The following is a 17,918-nucleotide window of genomic DNA, read 5'->3' on the forward strand; positions in this document are numbered from 1 at the left end:
TCCGGAAACTGGGCCCACGATAAATCATGGGCCCAGTTTCATACCAGGGGCCCGCACGGCTGAGCGATCCAAGTGGATCGGGAACAGGGCCGTGCCCACATGATTCTTCCTGATTTGATGAACTTAATTCGTTTATTAATGCGACGCTTGATAGCTCTGTGCCGCAGGTACTTTTCGAAAAATAACCCGAAACGAGCGAAAAAGCACAAACTGCGAGCAAAAAACATGGGACTTACCAGGAAAAATGTCAAATGTACGCTGGAAATTTACCTGAGATTCTATCGTTTTTATGTTCTATTTAGGGTAGACTCGGTGTGAAGGAGGCAATGGCGCCCATGTTCATGGAGAATCCCGATGACAGCAACACCGGTAACACCAGCTCGAACCCCGTCATTGCGGCGGTAGAGCAGGCCAGAGACTTATTGCTGGCGGCGTTGGGTGGAATGTCGTTCGGGTCGCTCGGCGACGACGAATCCCTGAACATGCTGCTCGCCATCGAGAGTGTTGGCCGGGTCCTGGACGGTGCCCGGGTCCTCTCCACAACCGACGTGCTGCGCCGCTCCGAATACCTCGATGCGACCGCGCCCAAGAGTGCCGAGCCGACGAGTGCCGAGCCGACGAGTGCCGAGTCGGGCGAGAAGGCAACGGCCACAGCGGCGGGTGCAGTGTCGATGGCGCGGCGGCTGGGCTGCCGCAGTGGCGTCGAGCTGGTCGCCACCCTCGCCCGACTCTCGCGCAGCGAGGTACGGCAGCGCGCCGCGCTCGGCAAAAATCTTGGCGAGCGAATGCTCCTCGGCCGGCCCCTCACCCCCACCTATCCCATCCTCGGCGAAGCCTTGCAGGGCGGCGACCTCGGAGTCGATCAGGCCCGCATCATCGTCTCCGTACTCGACGGCCTGCGCTCCTCCGTGTTGGTCGATGACCTCGACCGGGTCGAACGCTCCCTCGTGGCCAGCGGATCCGGTGCGATCACTCCTGCAACCGAGGGATTGCCCGGCGCGGGGATCGCATTCGCCCCCGAGCTACTGCGGCAACAGGGCATCCAATGGCAGGCACGCCTCGCGCCCGACGGCTCCGCCCCCGGCGAGGCCACACCCGAACGACGTAGCTGGTTCGACTTCGGTACCCTGCACAACGGCGGCCACAGCATATCGGGCTGGCTGACCACCCTCGACCGGGCCATCATCGGCACCGTCTTCGACGCCTACCTCTCCGCCGCCGCAGCCCACCCCGTGCCCGGAGCCGCACCCCGTGCCACACACAGTTCCGCACCCCGCGCAATTCCCCGAGTCATTCCCCGCGCAACGGTCGCCTTCCGCGACACCGAACCCGCCCAGACAGACACGGACACAGACACAGACACAGACACAGACACAGACAGGTGCAGCAGCAGCCGTACGACCGACCCACTTGGAACAGGTGCTGGCCCCGATCTGGTCGAGCAGGCAGAGCTCAACGAGGCGCTCGAGGAGGCGCTCGATGGTGCCGAGCCTGATACCGCGGTCGCACGCATCGAGCAGGCCGAGTGGGCTGGGCGAGCCGAACCGAACGGCGAAAACCAACAGAACGACGGGGCGGAAGGCTTCTACGAAAAGTCAGCGGAGTGCGAGGCGAGCGAGCCGAACGGTCATAACGAAGGCTTCACCGGGCAGCCGGCGGAGGGCGAGGCCGGCGAAGCGCTCGGCGCCGACCAGCCCAACGCGCTCAGCCCCTGCCCGCAAGAACTCGGCGACAGCCGCTCCATCCGCGAAAAACGAGCCGGCATCCTCCGCGCCGTCTTCGAAGCCGCCGCCCGACAATCAGACACCCCCACCATGGGCGGCGCCGCACCGACCGTACTCGTACACATCCACATCGACGACCTCCTCGCCGGACGCGGTGCCGGCTGGATCGACGGCGTCGACGGCCCCCTCACCACCAAACAAGTCGACAAACTCATCTGCGCCGGCGGCTACCAACCCGTCTTGTTCGGCCACCAGGGCCAAATATTGAACCTCGGCACCAGCAACCGGTTCTTCACCGCCAGTCAGCGCCGCGCCCTCGCCGCCCGCGACGGCGGCTGCGTCATCCCCGGCTGCACCGTGCCACCCCACCTCACCCAAGCCCACCACGTCATACCCTGGCGCAACGGCGGCCTTACCAACATCGACAACGGCGTACTACTCTGCAACGCCGCCCACACCAGCATCGACACCTCCGGCTGGAAAATCAATATGGTCAACGGCCGCCCCTGGGTGCGCGGACCTCTCATCTTCGACCCAACCCAGACCTGGCGTCCCGCCGGCCAAAACCGCGCCGCCACCCCCACAGAAAAACCCAACTGGAGCAAGTGATGCCGACTCGGCGAACCGTTGATGAAATACCCGTCAATCAACTACCCGTCGATGAAATCGGCGGCAGCACGCAGGAACGCGGCGGCCGCGAGGGCGCGCGCGGCGGCATCTGCTTCGCGAGAGCCAGCCGTACCCGCCGAGCCAGCGAGACCGGCGGCGCCGACGGGTGCTGCATACGAGTCGTTCCCGCCACCACCACCGACGCCGCCACCGCCGTCACCCGGGCCGTCACCCGGGCCGGCGCCAACAGCCGCACCGAGCAGTGCCGTGATCGCGTCGGGAATGGTGCTGGCCGCGTTGCCCGGCGGCAATTCCATCAGTTGCGGTGCAGGTGTGCCAGCCACCAGCGGCTCCAGAAAAATGCGCGATTTCGCAGCGCGCGGACCATTGAAGTCGGGGTTCTGTCGCGGCTGGCTCGAAAATGCTTCCCGCACCTTCGCCAGGAACTCCGCGTTGGTCAGCCGATTCGCGCTCGGCACCACGAGCAGGCTCGCTGCCACGGTGAAGTCGCCGTGGCCGCCGGTCTCGTAAGCGACCTCGGTGGGTTTGCACGCGCTGAACAGTACCTCCCGCGCCAACGCCCGCTTTCCGGCCCGGGCGGGCGTGCCGCGTTTGGCCCGATAGTTCTTGCTCGTCGCCTCGTCGGGAATGATGAACCGCGCCCGACGCCCATGGGGAGCGGATGCCGCACTCAGGTCGGCGACGTCGGCCGGCTGCAGTTGCAACCGGCGTTGGCCATCCCCGGAATGGCAGGAGTCGAAGAAGGCCGTGAGGCTGACGCCGTCGGGCAACTGGTCGAAGATCTCCCCCAGGTCATCGTCGATGATCAGGTTACCGTCGCGAAAATCAATCGGGCAGAGCGCTTCGTCATACTTCTTCTCGTCATTGCCGGCCTCGGCCTCGTCGCCGTCGAGGTCGTCCACGTAGCTGCCGTGGCCAGCGTATTGAAAGACCAGCACATCGCCGGCGACACTGCTGGAGACCAGGTCGAGCAGCCCGAGCAGAATGTTCTGCCGGGTCGCCTCCGCGTCGAGCAGCGTGCGCACCCGGAACCCAGCGGCGGTGAACTGCGTGGCCCACGCCTCGGCATCCGCTACGCAGCCATAGAGCGCATCGCCGCCCGGATAGGCGTTGATGCCCACACACAGTGCGTGCTTAGTGCCCACCGGTCGGGGTGCTGCCGGGCCGGGCACCGGCCAGAGCTCGTCACCCAGGTCACGGGTAACCGGGAACGATTGGATGCGCGAGTTGCCGGTGACCCGTCGGGCGACGCTGTCCATCGTGGGAATGTCGTTATCGAATCCGCCGTGACTGGTCGACGTGCTGCGGGTCGTCAATGGGCCGGTCGCCGTTTTCGACCACACGATGTGGGCTGCCCCACCGACCCCGGGCGACCCGCTCGCGCCGGACAGACCAAACAGACGGGCGAGCACTGGGTCGGCGCGCAAACACTCCTCGAGGCCGAGAATCGGCGAAAACTCTTCGGGTTCGAATGAGGCCCGCACGAGATAGAGCAGGGATTTTCCGTAGGCGCCGAGGCAGGTATCGTCGCGTTCGAGCTTTTCGGTCATGGTGAATATGGCGAGCGACTTCACGTCGTGGCCACACAAGGGAACGATCTGCTTCTCGAAGACATCGGTGCGCACGGCGGGCGCGAGCAGGCTGAGCGTCTCGAAGGCCGGCACTCCGGCCTTCATCGCGGCGGGAATGAAGAAGGAGTGAAAGATCGACCCGGCGCTGTGCCCGACAGCGTGCACGCTGATCGTGTCGGCGTGGGCCGTGCAATAGGCGCCGAGGGTCTCGGCCACGTAGCGGGCACCGCCGTCGCCGGCCGACGCGGCCTCAGCCGAACGCTTCATCTGCCCCCAAATCGCCTGGCCCTGACCGAATCGGGCGGCCAGTTCGAGCACCCGGTCCTTCGAGTCGTCGAGCCAGCCGCGGCGGCCCTGCGCCCAGTCGCCGACCGCGCTCGTGATGGCCCCGGCGAGGCCCGTCTCCCAGACGAAGTGGATGGGGTACACGCCGTTGGACTTCCACCAGTCCACCTGGGTCGCGGCAATGCGCAGCCCGGATTGCTCATCGACGAGCCCGCCGTGGGCGTAAAAGACCACCGGCACAACACCGCCGTCATGCTCGGCCACAAAGGCCGGCAAGTGCGTGGCGAATATGGTGTCGACATCTTTCTTCGTGGTCGTGAACGCACCGTTCGACGAAAATTTGCCGCCGCTCAGGTTGACCACGTGCGGCCGCAGCTTGTCGAGTTCGCTCTGCGGCAACGGCGGCTCCCGTTTCGTGGCGGTGGTCGGTTTCGCGGGGGTCGTCGATTCGGGCATGGCGCCGTTCCTCTCACGGTCAGATCTTGCTGAAACAGGTGCGATGCCGCAGGGACCGGCCCTGTGATTATGGCGCTCACGCGTTACTGCGGCATTACTGCGGCGTTACTGCGGCGGTGCCGCGGCGTTACTGCGGCGGTGCCGCGCGGTTACTACGGCGCAGGCCTTGACAGACCCCGCGTTCGGTTGCATATTGCAGGCACAAACGGATGCTGTGGGGGTCACCATGACGACAGGTACCGATCCCGGATCGAGCAATCCGGGACACAACGGCCAGCAGGTCAGCCTGACCGTGCTGGCCGAGGGACCATTCACGAGGATTCACTCGCCAGCAGACGGCCCGGATGCACTGCTCACGACGACCCTGCGCATTCCGGTGGAGCGCATCGGACCGGGACCACGCAGTGCCCGGTTCGACGTCATCGTGCGTCGGCCCGGCGAGAAACCGTTCAGCCTCGACCTCGGCTCCCCGATCCCGCCCTGGATGGTCGTCGATGAGCAACCTCCCGACAATCTCACTGCCCTGCTGCAGGACAGCCGGTTTCTGGCACAGCAGGTGTATGCGGTGGCGGCATCCACTCTCGCGCTGTTCGAATCGACTCTGGGCCGGCGCATGGGCTGGGTCAATGGCGGGCGACTGACCATCAGTGCCTATGACCGGGTCTCCTACCGTGAGTCTGGCTACTACCGCGACGACGGCCTGATTCGGTTTGGTCACAAACGCGATGGTCGCACGACCAAGGCGGTCCCGCTCGCCCTGTTTCGTGACCTCGTCGCGCACGAGGTCACCCACGCGATCGTCGACGGCTACCGACCGAAATGGGCCGATTCCCATGCCGAAATCGACCAACTCGCCCTGCACGAAGCCATTGCCGACCTCGTGGCCCTACTGTCGGTGTTTTCCACGCAAACCCTGGTCGAGCAATTACTGACCCAGACCAGCGGCGACGACCTCGACCTCGACCTCGATGCCCTCGACGAGGATCTGCTGCGCAGCAAACTGTTTCGTCTGGGTGATGGGCTGTTCCACCGCGGCACGGCCCGGCCATCCCTCGCCTGGAATTTGGCAGCCCACTGGCGAACCCTTCCTGACCCGCACCTGCGCGGCGGGGCGATCGTGCAGGTGCTGCTGCGCGTGGTCGCCCGGCTGTGGCTCAAGCGCCTCGACGCGCCCGGTGGCCGCTCGAGCCTGTATCAGGTGGCGCGCGCCGGGGCATCCGTTGGCCGTCAGGTCTTGAGCATGCTCATTCGCAGCCTCGGCTATATGGCACCGGTCGATGTGACCTTTGAGGACCTGCTGCGCGGCATTCTCGCCGCCGACGCGGCTGTCGTACCCGACGACGACCTCGACTATCGTGGCGCCGTAGTGGCGGCCTTCGCCGAGGCCGGAATCGTGCTGCCCACGCCCACCGACCTCTCGGGTGTCTTGACCTTTGTGGGGCTGCGGTATCCGGTTCGGCTGGCCGCCCTGGCCTCCGATCCGGAGGAGATCGTGCGGTTTCTCTGGGAGAACCCGGTATTGCTCGAGGCGGCCAAGATCGACCCGACCCGGCCGATTACGGTGGAACGGGTGCGCCCCACCCTGCGCGTCGGTCCCGATGGATTCGTTGTGTCGGAGATCGGCGCGACTTTCACGCAGGAATTTCGCCTGAGCGCGGCCCAGGCGCGCAGCTTCGGGCTCGCCACCCGGGCGCCAGTGTTGATTCGCGGCGGCGGGCAGCTGCGGTTCGACGAGGGCGGACGCCTCAGTTTCGCCGCCCTGAAGCCGATCCTCGACCCGGAACGCCAGCGCGCCAAGCTCGCCGCCCAGGAGCTGGCGACTCGCCCAGCGGATACTGCGGTCCCGGTCACCCCGCCGCACCCAGCTGAGCCACAACAGCCGCGAGAACCGCCGCAGCCCGGCGCGTCCCGGATAACCGCCCCGGCCCCGGAGGTCTCAGCAACTCGTCGACCGACCTTTCATCCCTGAATACCTCAAACCTGAATACCTCAAACCTGATGACCTCAACCCTGAAAGTCAAAACGCCGTGCCCCACGCCGTCGATTTGCCGGGAGCGGATGCCTCCAGCTGCGCCCGCTGGGCGAACTTGCGCGCGCGCAGTTTCGCGTTGACCTGCTTGATGACCTCCGCCCGGCTCGAAACGGCCCCGGACTGCAGGGTATCGAGCAAAAAGTGCGTAAACGCACCGTTGTACCGGCCATCAAAGTTGGCGTCGGCGGCCGTCTGATCTGCCCGGCAGGCGGCGAACAACACCGGTTTCGCCGCGGCCTTTGAAGAGCGAACCAAATCACGCAGCGTTCGGGTATCGGCTCCCTCCGCCTCGGCACCGTCCCGGCCGAGCGGCGTCGGCGGCGGCACGAACCGTGGCCGCCGATGCTCAACGGTGGGCAGCAGGTCCATGGCGCGCAGCCCGCTGCCACTGTGGCAGGTGTCGAGAATCACGTCGAGCAGCACTCCCTTCGGAAGTCGGACGAACAGATCGTGCAACTCGTCGTCAACGATCAGGGTGTCTGGGTCCCATGCGGCACCCTTCTGGCGCAGGTCGTAGGTCGCGAAGGCCTCGTCGACCTGGTCGACTTCGTCGCCGCTGGTATCGGGTAGCTGGGTGCCATGGCTCGACATAGTGAAGACGATGTGGTCGAGATGCTCCCCCGGGGTATTCGCCCGATCAAGTGCCTCGGTCATCGCCCCGAACACGGCATCCTTGGTGGCCGCCTGATCGGTCAAGACCGTGATGCTCGTGTCGGCAAAGCCAAAAGCCTTCCCGAGAAAGGCACTGACGTCGCCGGCATCGTGCACGCAGCCATTCAACCAGCTGGCCATCGGCAGGTTCTCGAACCGGTTGATGCCCACACAGAGTGCAAATTGAGTCATTGTTGTCCGATCATGAAGAGCCGGCAGAAGCACATGCTGCAGGTGCTGCGGAACACCCCGCAGCGGTTGCGGGTAGCGCGCACAAGGAGCGCGTCGCGGGTAGCGACTTGAGGATAGCGGCGTCGGCGTTACCGGCGAGTTACTCGGGCGGCGGGGCCGCGTGCGCCGAAGCATCCGTTTTGGGGTAGCGGCATTGACAACCGTGCCGGTGCTGGCCATTCTGGGCGGTAGCAACACTGCATGGTCGTTGCAGTGCGGCCGTGCTCATTGAAAGTTTTTGCGGATCGAGCACTCATGGGATTTTCGGCGCCAACGGGTTGGAATCTGCGCGTACTGGGCTATTGGCAGTTGCGTTACGACGGCGTCCCGGTCGAGGTCGGCGCACGGCAGCAGCGACTGCTCGCGGCACTCGCCCTGCTGCACACCCAGCCCCGGCACGTGCTCGCCGCACTACTCTGGCCCGATAGCCCCGAGCGGCAATCGGCTGGAAACCTGCGGGCGAGCGTCTTTCGCATCTCGCATGAACTGCCGCGACTGTTGAGCGCGACAGATCCGCTGCAGCTCGACGCGGCGGTGCGCGTTGACCTGCACGAGGTGAGGGACCTGATCACCGAAATCACCCTGACCGGCGGCCGAACGGTACCGCCGGAATCCATCGATCTGCTGCAGGAGGCCAACCTCCTTCCGGGCTGGTACGAGGAATGGGTGATCGAGCAGCAGGACCATCTGCTCAACCAGCGCGTGGATGTCCTGGATGCCCTGTCTCGCTCCTATTTGGCCGCCGGCAGTTTCAGCCGCGCTCTGGGTGCGGCGCGTGCTGGGGCAGTCATTGATCCCCTGCGCGAAAGCACCCAGCACCTGCTCGTGCGCTGCCACCTCGCCGAAAACAACTATGCCTCAGCGGTGCAGGTTTATCGCAATTTTCGCGCCCACCTGGGCCGTGAACTTGGGCTCGAGCCCTCGGCTCATTTCGCCGAGCTGCTCGGCATGGAGGCTGCGATTGTCGATTCCCGCCTGCTCGAGCGGGCGCTGAAGACCAGCTGAGCGCACTCGCTCACAGGAGGTTCCCACTCAGCCCCAATCTAAGATCGACCGGTGATCGACGTCGTGATGATTGCAAACCTTCTGATCATGGTCATTATCGGCGGCTACGAGACGTTTGTCTCGCGCATTCGTTTAGAGGGTCACCCCGACCAGCCGGAATGGCTGTCCCACGTCAACGCCAACGTTCTCAAGGTCAAGCTCGCCATGGCCATCGTGGGGATCTCCTCGATTCACCTGCTCAAGACCTTCATCGAGGTCGGCGATCTGGCCGCCCGCGGCACCCCGGTCGACTCGAACCCGACCGAGACCATCACCGGCAATGTCTACGCCTGGGACGGCGTGCTCTGGCAGGTCATCATCCACATGGTGTTCATTCTCTCGGCGATCGCTCTGGCCTGGATCGACCGCATGTCGCAGGCCGGGCACGCAACACCCCCGGCGGCCGTCCCCGTGGCGCCGCTGCGCAGGGAGCCGGTCGCGGCGCTCGCTGCCGCAGCGCTGCCGGGTCCAGTCCCGCGCCGTGAACTCGAAGGCCACGCCGCGCCTGCCACATCAACGGGAATCGCCCTGCACCTGGCCCAGCTGTGCCAGCTGGGCCAGCTTCGCGATGCCGGTGTGGTGACGGATGCCGAATTCCGCGCCAAGAAGACCGAGCTGCTCGGGCGGTACTAGTTGCGGTTAGAACGTCGTCGTTCTTAGAACGTCGTGAGGCCGCGGACGCGAAACTGGTCGCGCACCCGCTCGAGTAGGGCGGCATCGGGCGGTGGTACCCCGTGGAGCGGGTAGGGAATGGCGAGGCGGTTCCATTTGTCCTCCCCCATCTGGTGAAACGGCAGCACCTCGACCCGAGAGACGTTGGGCCAGCGGGCCACGATCTCGGCGGCCGCGTCGACGTTGTCGACCGCGTCGGTCAGCCCGGGAACGAGCACGAACCGCACCCACACATTTGTTCCGCGCTCGCACAACCGATCGCCGAACGCGATGGTCGGGGCCACGTCGCGCCCGGTCACCGCGCGGTAGGTGTCGGGTAGGCCCGACTTCACGTCGAGCAGCACCAGGTCGGTGTGATCGAGCAGATCGTCGGAGGCGCTCGTGCCAAGGTATCCCGAGGTGTCGAGCGCGGTGTGCACGCCGAGTTGACGGCATTCAGCGAACACGCGCGCCACGAACGCGGGTTGCATCAGCGGTTCCCCGCCGGAGAGCGTCACTCCGCCGCCCGTCGCCGCGAACACACCCCGGTAGCGACGGATGCGTTCCAGCACGTCGTCAAGCGGCGTCAGTGCGCCGTCGCGCATCTTCCACGTGTCCGGGTTGTGGCAGTACTGGCAACGCAGTAGACAGCCAGAGAGAAAATAGGTCAGCCGGGTGCCGGGTCCGTCGACGGCCGTCACCAGTTCCCAGGAGTGCACACTCGCCGCGGTACCGGAGCGATGTCCTTCCACCTGCTCGTGGTGAAATTCGGGCCGGCCCAGCTGCACCGCGACCATCAGACGCCCATCATTTCACACGCTCGTATGAAAAGTTCGGCTGATGACATCGAGCTGCTGCTCCCGAGTGAGGCGCACGAAGTTCACCGCGTAGCCGGACACCCGGATGGTCAGCTGCGGGTAGTTCTCCGGGTGTTCCATGGCGTCTTCGAGGGTTTCCCGGTTCAGCACGTTGATATTGAGGTGGTAGCCGCTCGCGAGCGTGTACGCGTCGATCAGGCCGACCAGGTTGGTGACCTGCTCGGCCGGGGTATGGCCCAGCCCGGTCGGCACGACCGTGTTGGTCAGAGAGATGCCGTCTCGGGCCGCGGAGTAGGGCAGTTTCGCCACGCTCAGCGCCGAGGCGAGCATGCCGTGGTTGTCACGGCCGTTCATCGGGTTGGCTCCGGGCGCGAATGGCGCGCCGGCGCGACGACCGTCGGGCGTATTGCCGGTCTTCTTGCCGTAGACCACGTTCGATGTGATCGTGAGCACCGACTGGGTATGCACCGCATTCCGGTAGGTGGGGTGCCGGCGAATCATGGCCATGAACGTTTCGACGATCGTGACCGCGATCGCGTCGACCCGGTCGTCGTCGTTGCCGAATGACGGGTAGTCGCCGTCGATCGAGTAGTCGACAACAAGGTCAGTGTCGTCACGAACCGGACGCACGGTGGCGTACTTGATCGCGGCCAGGGAGTCGGCGGCGACGCTGAGGCCGGCAATGCCGCAGGCCATCGTGCGCAAAATCGTGCCGTCGTGCAGGGCCATCTCGAGACGTTCGTAGGCGTACTTGTCGTGCATGTAGTGAATGCAGTTGAGCGCGTCGACGTAGGTTTCGGCAAGCCACTCGAGGCTGGCGAGGTAGGCGGTCCAGACGGTGTCGTAGTCGAGCACCTCGCCGGCCAGTGCGGCGGTGACCGGGGCGATCTGCTCGCCGATCAATTCGTCGCGGCCGCCGTTGATGGCATAGAGCAGCGCCTTGACGACGTTGACCCGGGCGCCGAAGAACTGCATCTGCTTGCCGACGCCCATCGGTGAGACGCAGCAGGCGATTGCGGCGTCGTCGCCCCAGGCCTCGCGAATGAGGTCGTCGGACTCGTACTGAATGGCCGAGGTGTCGATGGAGACCTGCGCGCAGAAACGTTTGAAACCGTCCGGCAGGGTGTCGCTCCAGAGCACCGTGAGGTTTGGCTCGGGAGCCGGGCCCAGGTCGTACAGGGTCTGTAAAAACCGGAACGCGGTCTTGACCACGAGGGTGCGCCCGTCGAGGCCGATCCCGCCGAGGGATTCGGTGACCCAGGTCGGGTCGCCGGAAAACAGCTGGTCGTATTCGGGGGTGCGCAGAAAACGCACGATGCGCAGCTTGATCACAAGGTCATCGATGAGTTCCTGCGCCTGGCTTTCGGTCAGGATTCCCGTCGCCAGGTCACGCTCGAGGTAGGTGTCGAGAAAAGCGCTGTTGCGGCCGAACGACATGGCGGCGCCGTTTTGCTCCTTGACCGCGCCGAGGTAGGCAAAGTAGAGCCACTGCACCGCTTCGGTCGCCGTCCGCGCGGGCCGGGCCACGTCGAAACCGTAGGCGGCGGCCATCTGAATGAGTTCTTTCAGTGCGCGCACCTGCTCGGCGTTCTCCTCGCGCGAGCGAATCACGTCCTCGGTGCTTCGCTGTTCGTCGAGTGCGGCGCGTTCGATCGCCTTCGCCGTGATCAGGGCGCTCACGCCGTAGAGCGCAACGCGGCGGTAGTCGCCGATGATGCGGCCGCGACCATAGGCATCCGGAAGCCCCGTGATGAGGTGGCTGTGCCTGGCCCGTTTGACGGCGGGCGGATACACATCGAAGACGCCGTCGTTGTGGGTTTTGCGGTACTTCGTGAAGATAGTTTCGAGTTCGGGCGAGACTGGATACCCATAGGTTTCGAGGCTCGTCGCGACCATGCGCCAGCCGCCGAATGGCATGATCGCTCGCTTGAGCGGGGCATCCGTTTGCAGCCCGACGATGATTTCGTTCGACCGGTCGATGTAGCCGGGCGCGTGCGCAGTGATCGATGCCGGGGTGGTGGCGTCGACGTCGTAGACGCCGAGGGCCCGTTCCCGGGGGAACATCGCCGACAGGCGGGCCCAGAGACCGAGGGTGCGTTCGGTCGGCCCGGTCAGAAAGCTCGCGTCGCCCGTAAACGGCGTGTAGTTGCGCTGGATGAAATCACGCACGTCAATACCGTGCTGCCACGGCCCGGTGGTGAAGCCGGCCCAGCCGTTGTCATCTGTGGTCGTGAAACGAGGGGTAGTGAGGAGGGTCATACCTCCACGCTAGCGACGGGGTCGGGGCCTGTCTCGGGCCGAAAGTCCCCTCCTCAAAGCGGATGCTGCTAGCGCTTCAATCCCGGAAACTGGTCGTCGCGCCATTCGCCCGGCAGACGGATGCCCGCGGCTGCCGCGTCGTCTTCACGCTCGCGCAGCTCGACCCGGCGAATCTTGCCCGAGATGGTCTTGGGCAGGTCGGAGAACTCTACCCGCCGCACCCGCATATAGGCGGGCAGCCCGTTTCGGGCGTGCCGCAGCACGGCTTCGGCGGTCTCTTTCGTTGGTTCCCAGCCCGGTGCGAGGTGAATGTAGGCCTTGGGAATGTTCAGCCGGGTTGTATCGGGCGCCGGAACAACGGCGGCTTCGGCGACCGCGGGGTGTTCGAGCAGCACACTCTCGACCTCGAACGGCGACACCTTGTAGTCGCTCGACTTGAACACGTCGTCGGTGCGGCCGATGAAGGTGAGGTAACCCTCGGCATCCACCTTGGCGACATCGCCGGTGTGAAAGAAGCCGCCGCGGATGGCGTGAGCAGTGAGGTCGGGTTCGCCGTGGTAGCCGGTCATGAGATTGACCGGGCTCGTCGAGAGGTCAAGACAAATCTCGCCCTCGTCTGCGGGTAGCTCGGTGATCGGGTCGAGCAACTTGATCGAGACTCCGGGAAGGGGCAGGCCCATCGACCCTGCTTTCAGCACGGATCCTGGCCCGTTTCCGACGATGGCGGTGGTCTCGGTCTGGCCGAATCCGTCGCGGATGATCAGTTTCCAGCCGTTGTCGATCTGCCGGATGACCTCGGGGTTGAGTGGTTCTCCGGCGGAGAGCAACTCGCGCAGGCTGGCCGGGCGGGCGCCGACATCCGCTTGAATGAGCATGCGCCAGACCGTCGGCGGCGCACAGAACGTGGTGACCTGGGCGCGGCGCAGCTGGGCAATCAGGGCGGCCGGATCGAACCTGGAATAGTTGTAGACGAACACGGTCGCCTCGGCGATCCACGGGGCGAAGAAGCAGCTCCAGGCGTGTTTGCCCCAGCCGGGCGAACTGATGGCGAGGTGCACGTCCCCGGGGCGCAGGCCCAGCCAGTACATGGTCGACAGGTGGCCGACCGGGTAGGACGTCTGCGAGTGCAGCACCATCTTCGGCTTGCTCGTCGTGCCCGAGGTGAAGTAGATCAGTGACGGGTCAGCGGATGCCACGACCGTCGTGAGTGGTTCGGGGGTGACTCGGTAGGCGTCCGCAAAGTCAGCCCACCCGGGGCGAGCGGCGCCGACGCCGATGCGAACGTAATCGCCGGGAACGTCGTCGAATTTGGTCGCGTCGGCCGAGTTGGCAATCACGTGGGTGACGCCGCCGCGACGCACCCGGTCGGTCAGATCGTGCGAGGCGAGTACGGTGCTCGTGGGCATGATGACGGCGCCGACCTTCATGATGGCGAGCATCGCCTCCCAGATTTCCCGCTGATTTCCGAGCATGAGCATGACGTGGTCGCCGCGCCCCACGCCCTGCCGCGTCAGCCAGGTGGCGACTTGGTCGGACCGGTAGGCCATCTCGGCGAAGCTGAACTTTTGCTCGCTGCCGTCTTCTTCGACGATCCACAGCGCAATTCTTTCGTTGCCGCGCGCGATCACATCAAACCAGTCGGTGGCCCAGTTGAAGTGCTCCCCCACATCGGGCCAGCGAAACTCCTGCGCGGCGCGCGCGTGATCGTCGCGCAGGGCCAGAAGCTGGTCGCGTGCGGCCCGGTAGTTGTTCGTGCTCGTATTGGTCGTGCTCGTATTGGTCGTGCTCGTATTGGTCGTGCTCTTATTGGTCGTGCTCACCTGATGAGTCATACGCCATTGTCTCCTCGAACGAGTCGCCAGAGCGAAACGGCGACAGTTCATTCTGGCAGGACTGCGGGTCGGCCCGCGCCGGGCCGACTGCAGGATCGCCCGCGCCAGAAAGCCTGCCGCGCAAGGCTGCCGCGAAAGGCTGCCGCGAAAGGCTGCCGCGAAAGTCCGGGCGGGATGACCTGTGCGACCGAACCGTGGCCAGCGAGTTCGTGGGCATCACGGTGGCCTCGGTCGCGCCGGGCAACCCGGCACTCGGCCGAGAGCGCATTCAGGGCGTCTAGCCAATGCTGGACGCCGCGTTACATGGTGATTGGAAGCGTCAGCGTTGATTCACACCGGCCCCGCACCTTCACGAGCACGGGAATGTCGTGGGAAGACCTCGTCATCGCGATGGCCGTTTACGAGCCCAACCTCATCCCGCTTTCCGCGGGTAAAGTCACCTTTGTTTTCTTAGTAGGCACGGCGACACAAGGCAGCCACGGTCGCGGGCCTATCGTTATGGGGTGACCCATTCGATTCGTACCCTCGTGCCCGCCGATCTGCCGCGCCTGCTCGCGCTCAACAACGCCGCCGTTCCCGCCGTCAGCGAACTGGATGCCCAAGCCCTGGCCGCGTTGGTGCAGCACAGCCACCTCGCGGTCGCTGTCGTTGCCGACGACGCAGTCGATGTCGCGCTCGGCTTCGCCATTCTGTTTGTCGCCGGGGCCGAGTATGCGAGCGAGAACTACCGCTGGTTCTCAAGCCGTTCCAACGATTTTCTCTACGTCGACCGCATCGTCGTGGCCGACGGATTTCGCGGGCAGGGCCTTGGCCAGGTGCTTTACGACGCCATCTTCGGTGCGGCCCGCCGTGAACTACTCGCCGAGGTGCTCTGCGAGGTCAACCTCGAACCTCCGAACCCGGGTTCGCTCGCGTTCCACGACCGCCTCGGATTTCTTGAGGTCGGCCAGCTGTCGACCAAGGGTGACACCCTCGTCGTGAGCCTGCTGGCGGCATCCGTTTAGTTGGGGAAAGTACTCTCTTGCACCGCCCGCCGCCGACACCTAGTCACTCGTCGCGGGCGTCGGCCGGGACAGGTCAAGCCGTTCGAGGATGGCGTGCAGATCGTTGATCATCACGAGCTGACGGTTGTTGATCTCCAATAGGGCCTCGATATCGATCTTCGCCGCAACGTTCGTGTCAAAGTCATGCTTGGCCAGCGCGGCGGCGATCGAATCCTGCCGTTTGGCCGAAATGAGCAGAATGGCGCCCTGAAGTCCGGCGAGCATGCTCAGGAACAGGTTGAGCAGGATGAAGGGATAGGGATCCCAGCCCACAGCGAAAGAATTCGCCGCGGCCCACAAAATCATGAACAGCACGAAGCCGCCAACGAACCGCCAGCTGCCCATGGAATTGCGCAGGGTGTCGGCGGCCCGCTCCCCCGTCGTCAGGGATTTCTTGTGCTGCTGGTGCCAAGTGATGGTGGGCCCGCGGCGCGCGCTCGCAACCTGGGGCACGGCTGTCTGGGGCACGGCTGTCTGTTGTCCTGCGGGCGAGGACTCAGAGCTGCCGGGCACAGCATTCGTGGGCACAGTATTCATGGGCACAGTGTATGTCCGATAAATAAATGCGCTCGGTGGCGCGCACGTGGCGTCTGACTCCGAGCCTGTCGAACGAAACTTTGTACACACAGTCGGCAAACAGGGTCGGCCCGTTGAATCCAGTCACTGATCCTGACGCGAATCTGCGGATGCATGTCAGTTGAAACAGGAACAGACAAATGCTCGGCACACACAAAATTGCTGGAATTTCAAGGGGGCGCGGTCATTCAATGTTGCCCCTATGGTCGATTTAACGAGAGTTATCAGTTACGCAGAACCAAGCCAAAGGACAACAATCGATGCGAATCACCTGCCCATTTTGCAAGTCACCGGCCGACCTGAAACCGAACCCCGCGCAGGCCCTGCGGCTCACTCTCCCCCGCTATGTTCTCAAGTGCACCGGTTGCGAACGCACCGGTATTCGCGTTGAACCCGTGCGGCTTCCGCACGCGGCAATCACGACGCTCGCAACGGCCTAAGCCGGCCGGTCGGCATCCCGTCGGCCTATGCGAAGCCGACGCGAATCCCACGCGTACGTGCGTTGTAGCGATCGCCGCCTTCACCCCACGGAAAATCTGCCGAGTACCGACCGGTTCGGTGCGGTGGCGCTGCACGCGGTGCCGATTCGGGTGATTCGTTGATCTGACACCCTGCCATGAACCTGACATGCACCGAAGCGGATGAGCCGCGAACGACTGTTCCCGGCTCATCCGCTTTTTCGTGCTGTGAGCCACACTTTCTGGCGTTACTGCCCGCCTGGACGTATTCCTCCCAGCGCGCGTAATTACGCAGCGCCCACGATTGTCACCAATGATCTGACTGTGAAGTTCTTGTTTCGTGATGATTGCGAGGTAACGGAATCAGTGCGCTCGAGCGACGTAGCCGCGGGTCTTGTCGACAACATTGCTCAGCTCGTCCCCCGCTGGCCAACGCTGCACACTGTCGGTGCATGTTGGGCCAGGCCGTTCCGCCAGCCCAGCACATCACCCGACATCTGGGCGAAGATGATCACTCCCGGGGTGTTCCGGAGCGGGCTCATGGCCGGTAGCGGCTCCTCGATACAGACGTCGAGCGAGGCCGACGCAATCGAGCCGGTTACCGCCGGTGCCAACGGCGAGCGCGGTGCTGCGGGGCGCGGTGCTGCGGGGCGCGGTGTGCATCATGCCCGCACACTGCAGAAACGGATGATTGTCAACAATGCCTCGAGGACAACCGGCGTCAGCCCGGGACATCCGCTCTCATCGCTGTAGAGGAGCAGCCCCGCCGGTTCAGCTGTGACCTTTGACCAGCCTCAGCCGACCGAAACGGATGCCGGCGCGCTCGTCAGTCGCGCCAGAGCGTCGTCTTCGTGGTCGTTCAACCGGCTCTCGGCCAGCGGACCATCCCCGGCGAACACGGCCTCGGCGATACCGCGGTGTTCCGCGAGCCATTCCTCGGTGACCCGGTAGGAGTCCTGCGGCACGGCCAGGCACATGCGTGTCTCGGTCATGAGCGTGTTGTGGATGCGTGCCAGGCTGCGACTGCCGCTCAACGCCACGAGGTGTTCGTGAAACGCCATGTCGGCGTCACTCATGACGGCGCGGTCGCCGGTGGCAGCCGCATTCTCCATCTCGGACACCTTGGCGAGCAGATTCTGACCGGCGGTGACGTGGTCGGCGCGCACGAGCAGTTTGCAGGCCGCCGACTCGATCGCGGTGCGCAGCACGTACATGTCGCGAATCTCGGCATCCGTCATTTCAATCACGAAGAGGCCGCGGTTGCGAATGCTGACCAATAGACCTTCCTGCGTCAACCGCTGCATTGCTTCGCGCAGCGGGCCCCGGCTGACGCCGAGTTCGCGGGCGAGTTCAGCCTCACCGAGTTGCGACCCGGGGGCCACCTCACCGTGGGCGATCGCGTACCGCAGCTTGCGGGCGATGATCGATGGGGTGGATTCCTGGATGACGGGTTCCAATGAATATCGCTGGGGCATACCCTTCACAGTTCTTTCTCGAGTAAATATCTGAATTACGTGAGTGTAAGAATTCCATTGACCATCCGGCCCAGCTCAACCGCCCTGTCAATTGTTTACAATTCTAGCTCAGGTACCTAAAAATATCGTCTGATCCACGCCATCCCGATTCGGGGCCTGGCGCACTGCCCGCACGTCGCACG

The 17,918-nt window shown here is 64.7% G+C and carries 13 protein-coding genes; 6 read left to right on the plus strand and 7 right to left on the minus strand.

What is annotated here, in order from left to right; translation table 11 throughout:
- Positions 1-335: 335 nt before the first annotated feature.
- Positions 336-2,333 carry an HNH endonuclease signature motif containing protein gene (locus tag IWX77_RS08295; protein ID WP_196844048.1) on the plus strand — a complete coding sequence of 666 codons (1,998 nt, stop codon included), beginning with the start codon at positions 336-338 and terminating at the stop codon, positions 2,331-2,333.
- 41 nt (positions 2,334-2,374) lie between these two features.
- Here IWX77_RS08295 and IWX77_RS08300 read toward each other — a convergent pair whose 3' ends face one another.
- Positions 2,375-4,666, minus strand: coding sequence for a caspase family protein (locus IWX77_RS08300; RefSeq protein ID WP_196844049.1), 2,292 nt, complete (start codon positions 4,664-4,666; stop codon positions 2,375-2,377).
- Between the two features lie 226 nt (positions 4,667-4,892).
- Between IWX77_RS08300 and IWX77_RS08305 the strand changes: the two genes are divergently transcribed.
- The gene (locus IWX77_RS08305) at positions 4,893-6,635 is read left to right on the plus strand and encodes a hypothetical protein (protein ID WP_196844050.1); all 1,743 of its coding nucleotides are present in this window, start codon (positions 4,893-4,895) and stop codon (positions 6,633-6,635) included.
- Positions 6,636-6,683: 48 nt separating this feature from the next.
- On the opposite strand, the gene IWX77_RS08310 is transcribed toward IWX77_RS08305, so the two are convergent.
- Positions 6,684-7,541: a caspase family protein gene (locus tag IWX77_RS08310; RefSeq protein WP_196844051.1), complete on the minus strand. Its 858-nt coding sequence runs from the start codon at positions 7,539-7,541 to the stop codon at positions 6,684-6,686.
- Positions 7,542-7,835: 294 nt separating this feature from the next.
- Here IWX77_RS08310 and IWX77_RS08315 point away from each other — a divergent pair, with 294 nt between their 5' ends.
- Together IWX77_RS08315 and IWX77_RS08320 are read left to right on the plus strand one after the other, a co-directional pair.
- Positions 7,836-8,585: an AfsR/SARP family transcriptional regulator gene (locus IWX77_RS08315; protein ID WP_196844052.1), complete on the plus strand. Its 750-nt coding sequence runs from the start codon at positions 7,836-7,838 to the stop codon at positions 8,583-8,585.
- Between the two features lie 51 nt (positions 8,586-8,636).
- The gene (locus IWX77_RS08320) at positions 8,637-9,257 is read left to right on the plus strand and encodes a YqhA family protein (RefSeq protein ID WP_297414564.1); all 621 of its coding nucleotides are present in this window, start codon (positions 8,637-8,639) and stop codon (positions 9,255-9,257) included.
- Between the two features lie 23 nt (positions 9,258-9,280).
- Here the strand turns inward: IWX77_RS08320 and pflA are convergent, their stop codons facing one another.
- The 3 genes from pflA to IWX77_RS08335 all read right to left on the minus strand — a co-directional run bounded on the left by pflA (position 9,281) and on the right by IWX77_RS08335 (position 14,172).
- Positions 9,281-10,072: a pyruvate formate-lyase-activating protein gene (gene pflA, locus IWX77_RS08325; RefSeq protein ID WP_196844053.1), complete on the minus strand. Its 792-nt coding sequence runs from the start codon at positions 10,070-10,072 to the stop codon at positions 9,281-9,283.
- Positions 10,073-10,087: 15 nt separating this feature from the next.
- Positions 10,088-12,352, minus strand: a complete 2,265-nt coding sequence (gene pflB / locus IWX77_RS08330) for a formate C-acetyltransferase (protein ID WP_196844054.1) — start codon at positions 12,350-12,352, stop codon at positions 10,088-10,090.
- Between the two features lie 68 nt (positions 12,353-12,420).
- Entirely contained in the window at positions 12,421-14,172 is a 1,752-nt protein-coding gene (locus IWX77_RS08335) for an AMP-binding protein (RefSeq protein ID WP_327012141.1), read from the minus strand.
- A gap of 515 nt (positions 14,173-14,687) precedes the next feature.
- Between IWX77_RS08335 and IWX77_RS08340 the strand changes: the two genes are divergently transcribed.
- Positions 14,688-15,188: a GNAT family N-acetyltransferase gene (locus IWX77_RS08340; protein ID WP_196844056.1), complete on the plus strand. Its 501-nt coding sequence runs from the start codon at positions 14,688-14,690 to the stop codon at positions 15,186-15,188.
- A gap of 39 nt (positions 15,189-15,227) precedes the next feature.
- On the opposite strand, the gene IWX77_RS17070 is transcribed toward IWX77_RS08340, so the two are convergent.
- Positions 15,228-15,764 carry a DUF1003 domain-containing protein gene (locus IWX77_RS17070; RefSeq protein WP_327012140.1) on the minus strand — a complete coding sequence of 179 codons (537 nt, stop codon included), beginning with the start codon at positions 15,762-15,764 and terminating at the stop codon, positions 15,228-15,230.
- An 821-nt stretch (positions 15,765-16,585) separates the two neighbouring features.
- Between IWX77_RS17070 and IWX77_RS08350 the strand changes: the two genes are divergently transcribed.
- The gene (locus IWX77_RS08350) at positions 16,586-17,014 is read left to right on the plus strand and encodes a hypothetical protein (protein ID WP_196844057.1); all 429 of its coding nucleotides are present in this window, start codon (positions 16,586-16,588) and stop codon (positions 17,012-17,014) included.
- A 41-nt stretch (positions 17,015-17,055) separates the two neighbouring features.
- Here IWX77_RS08350 and IWX77_RS08355 read toward each other — a convergent pair whose 3' ends face one another.
- On the minus strand, positions 17,056-17,718 hold the full coding sequence (locus IWX77_RS08355) for a GntR family transcriptional regulator (protein WP_327012139.1): 663 nt from the start codon (positions 17,716-17,718) through the stop codon (positions 17,056-17,058).
- Positions 17,719-17,918: the final 200 nt, after the last annotated feature.

The organism is Cryobacterium sp. CAN_C2 (assembly GCF_015751745.1).
Classification (GTDB): domain Bacteria; phylum Actinomycetota; class Actinomycetes; order Actinomycetales; family Microbacteriaceae; genus Cryobacterium.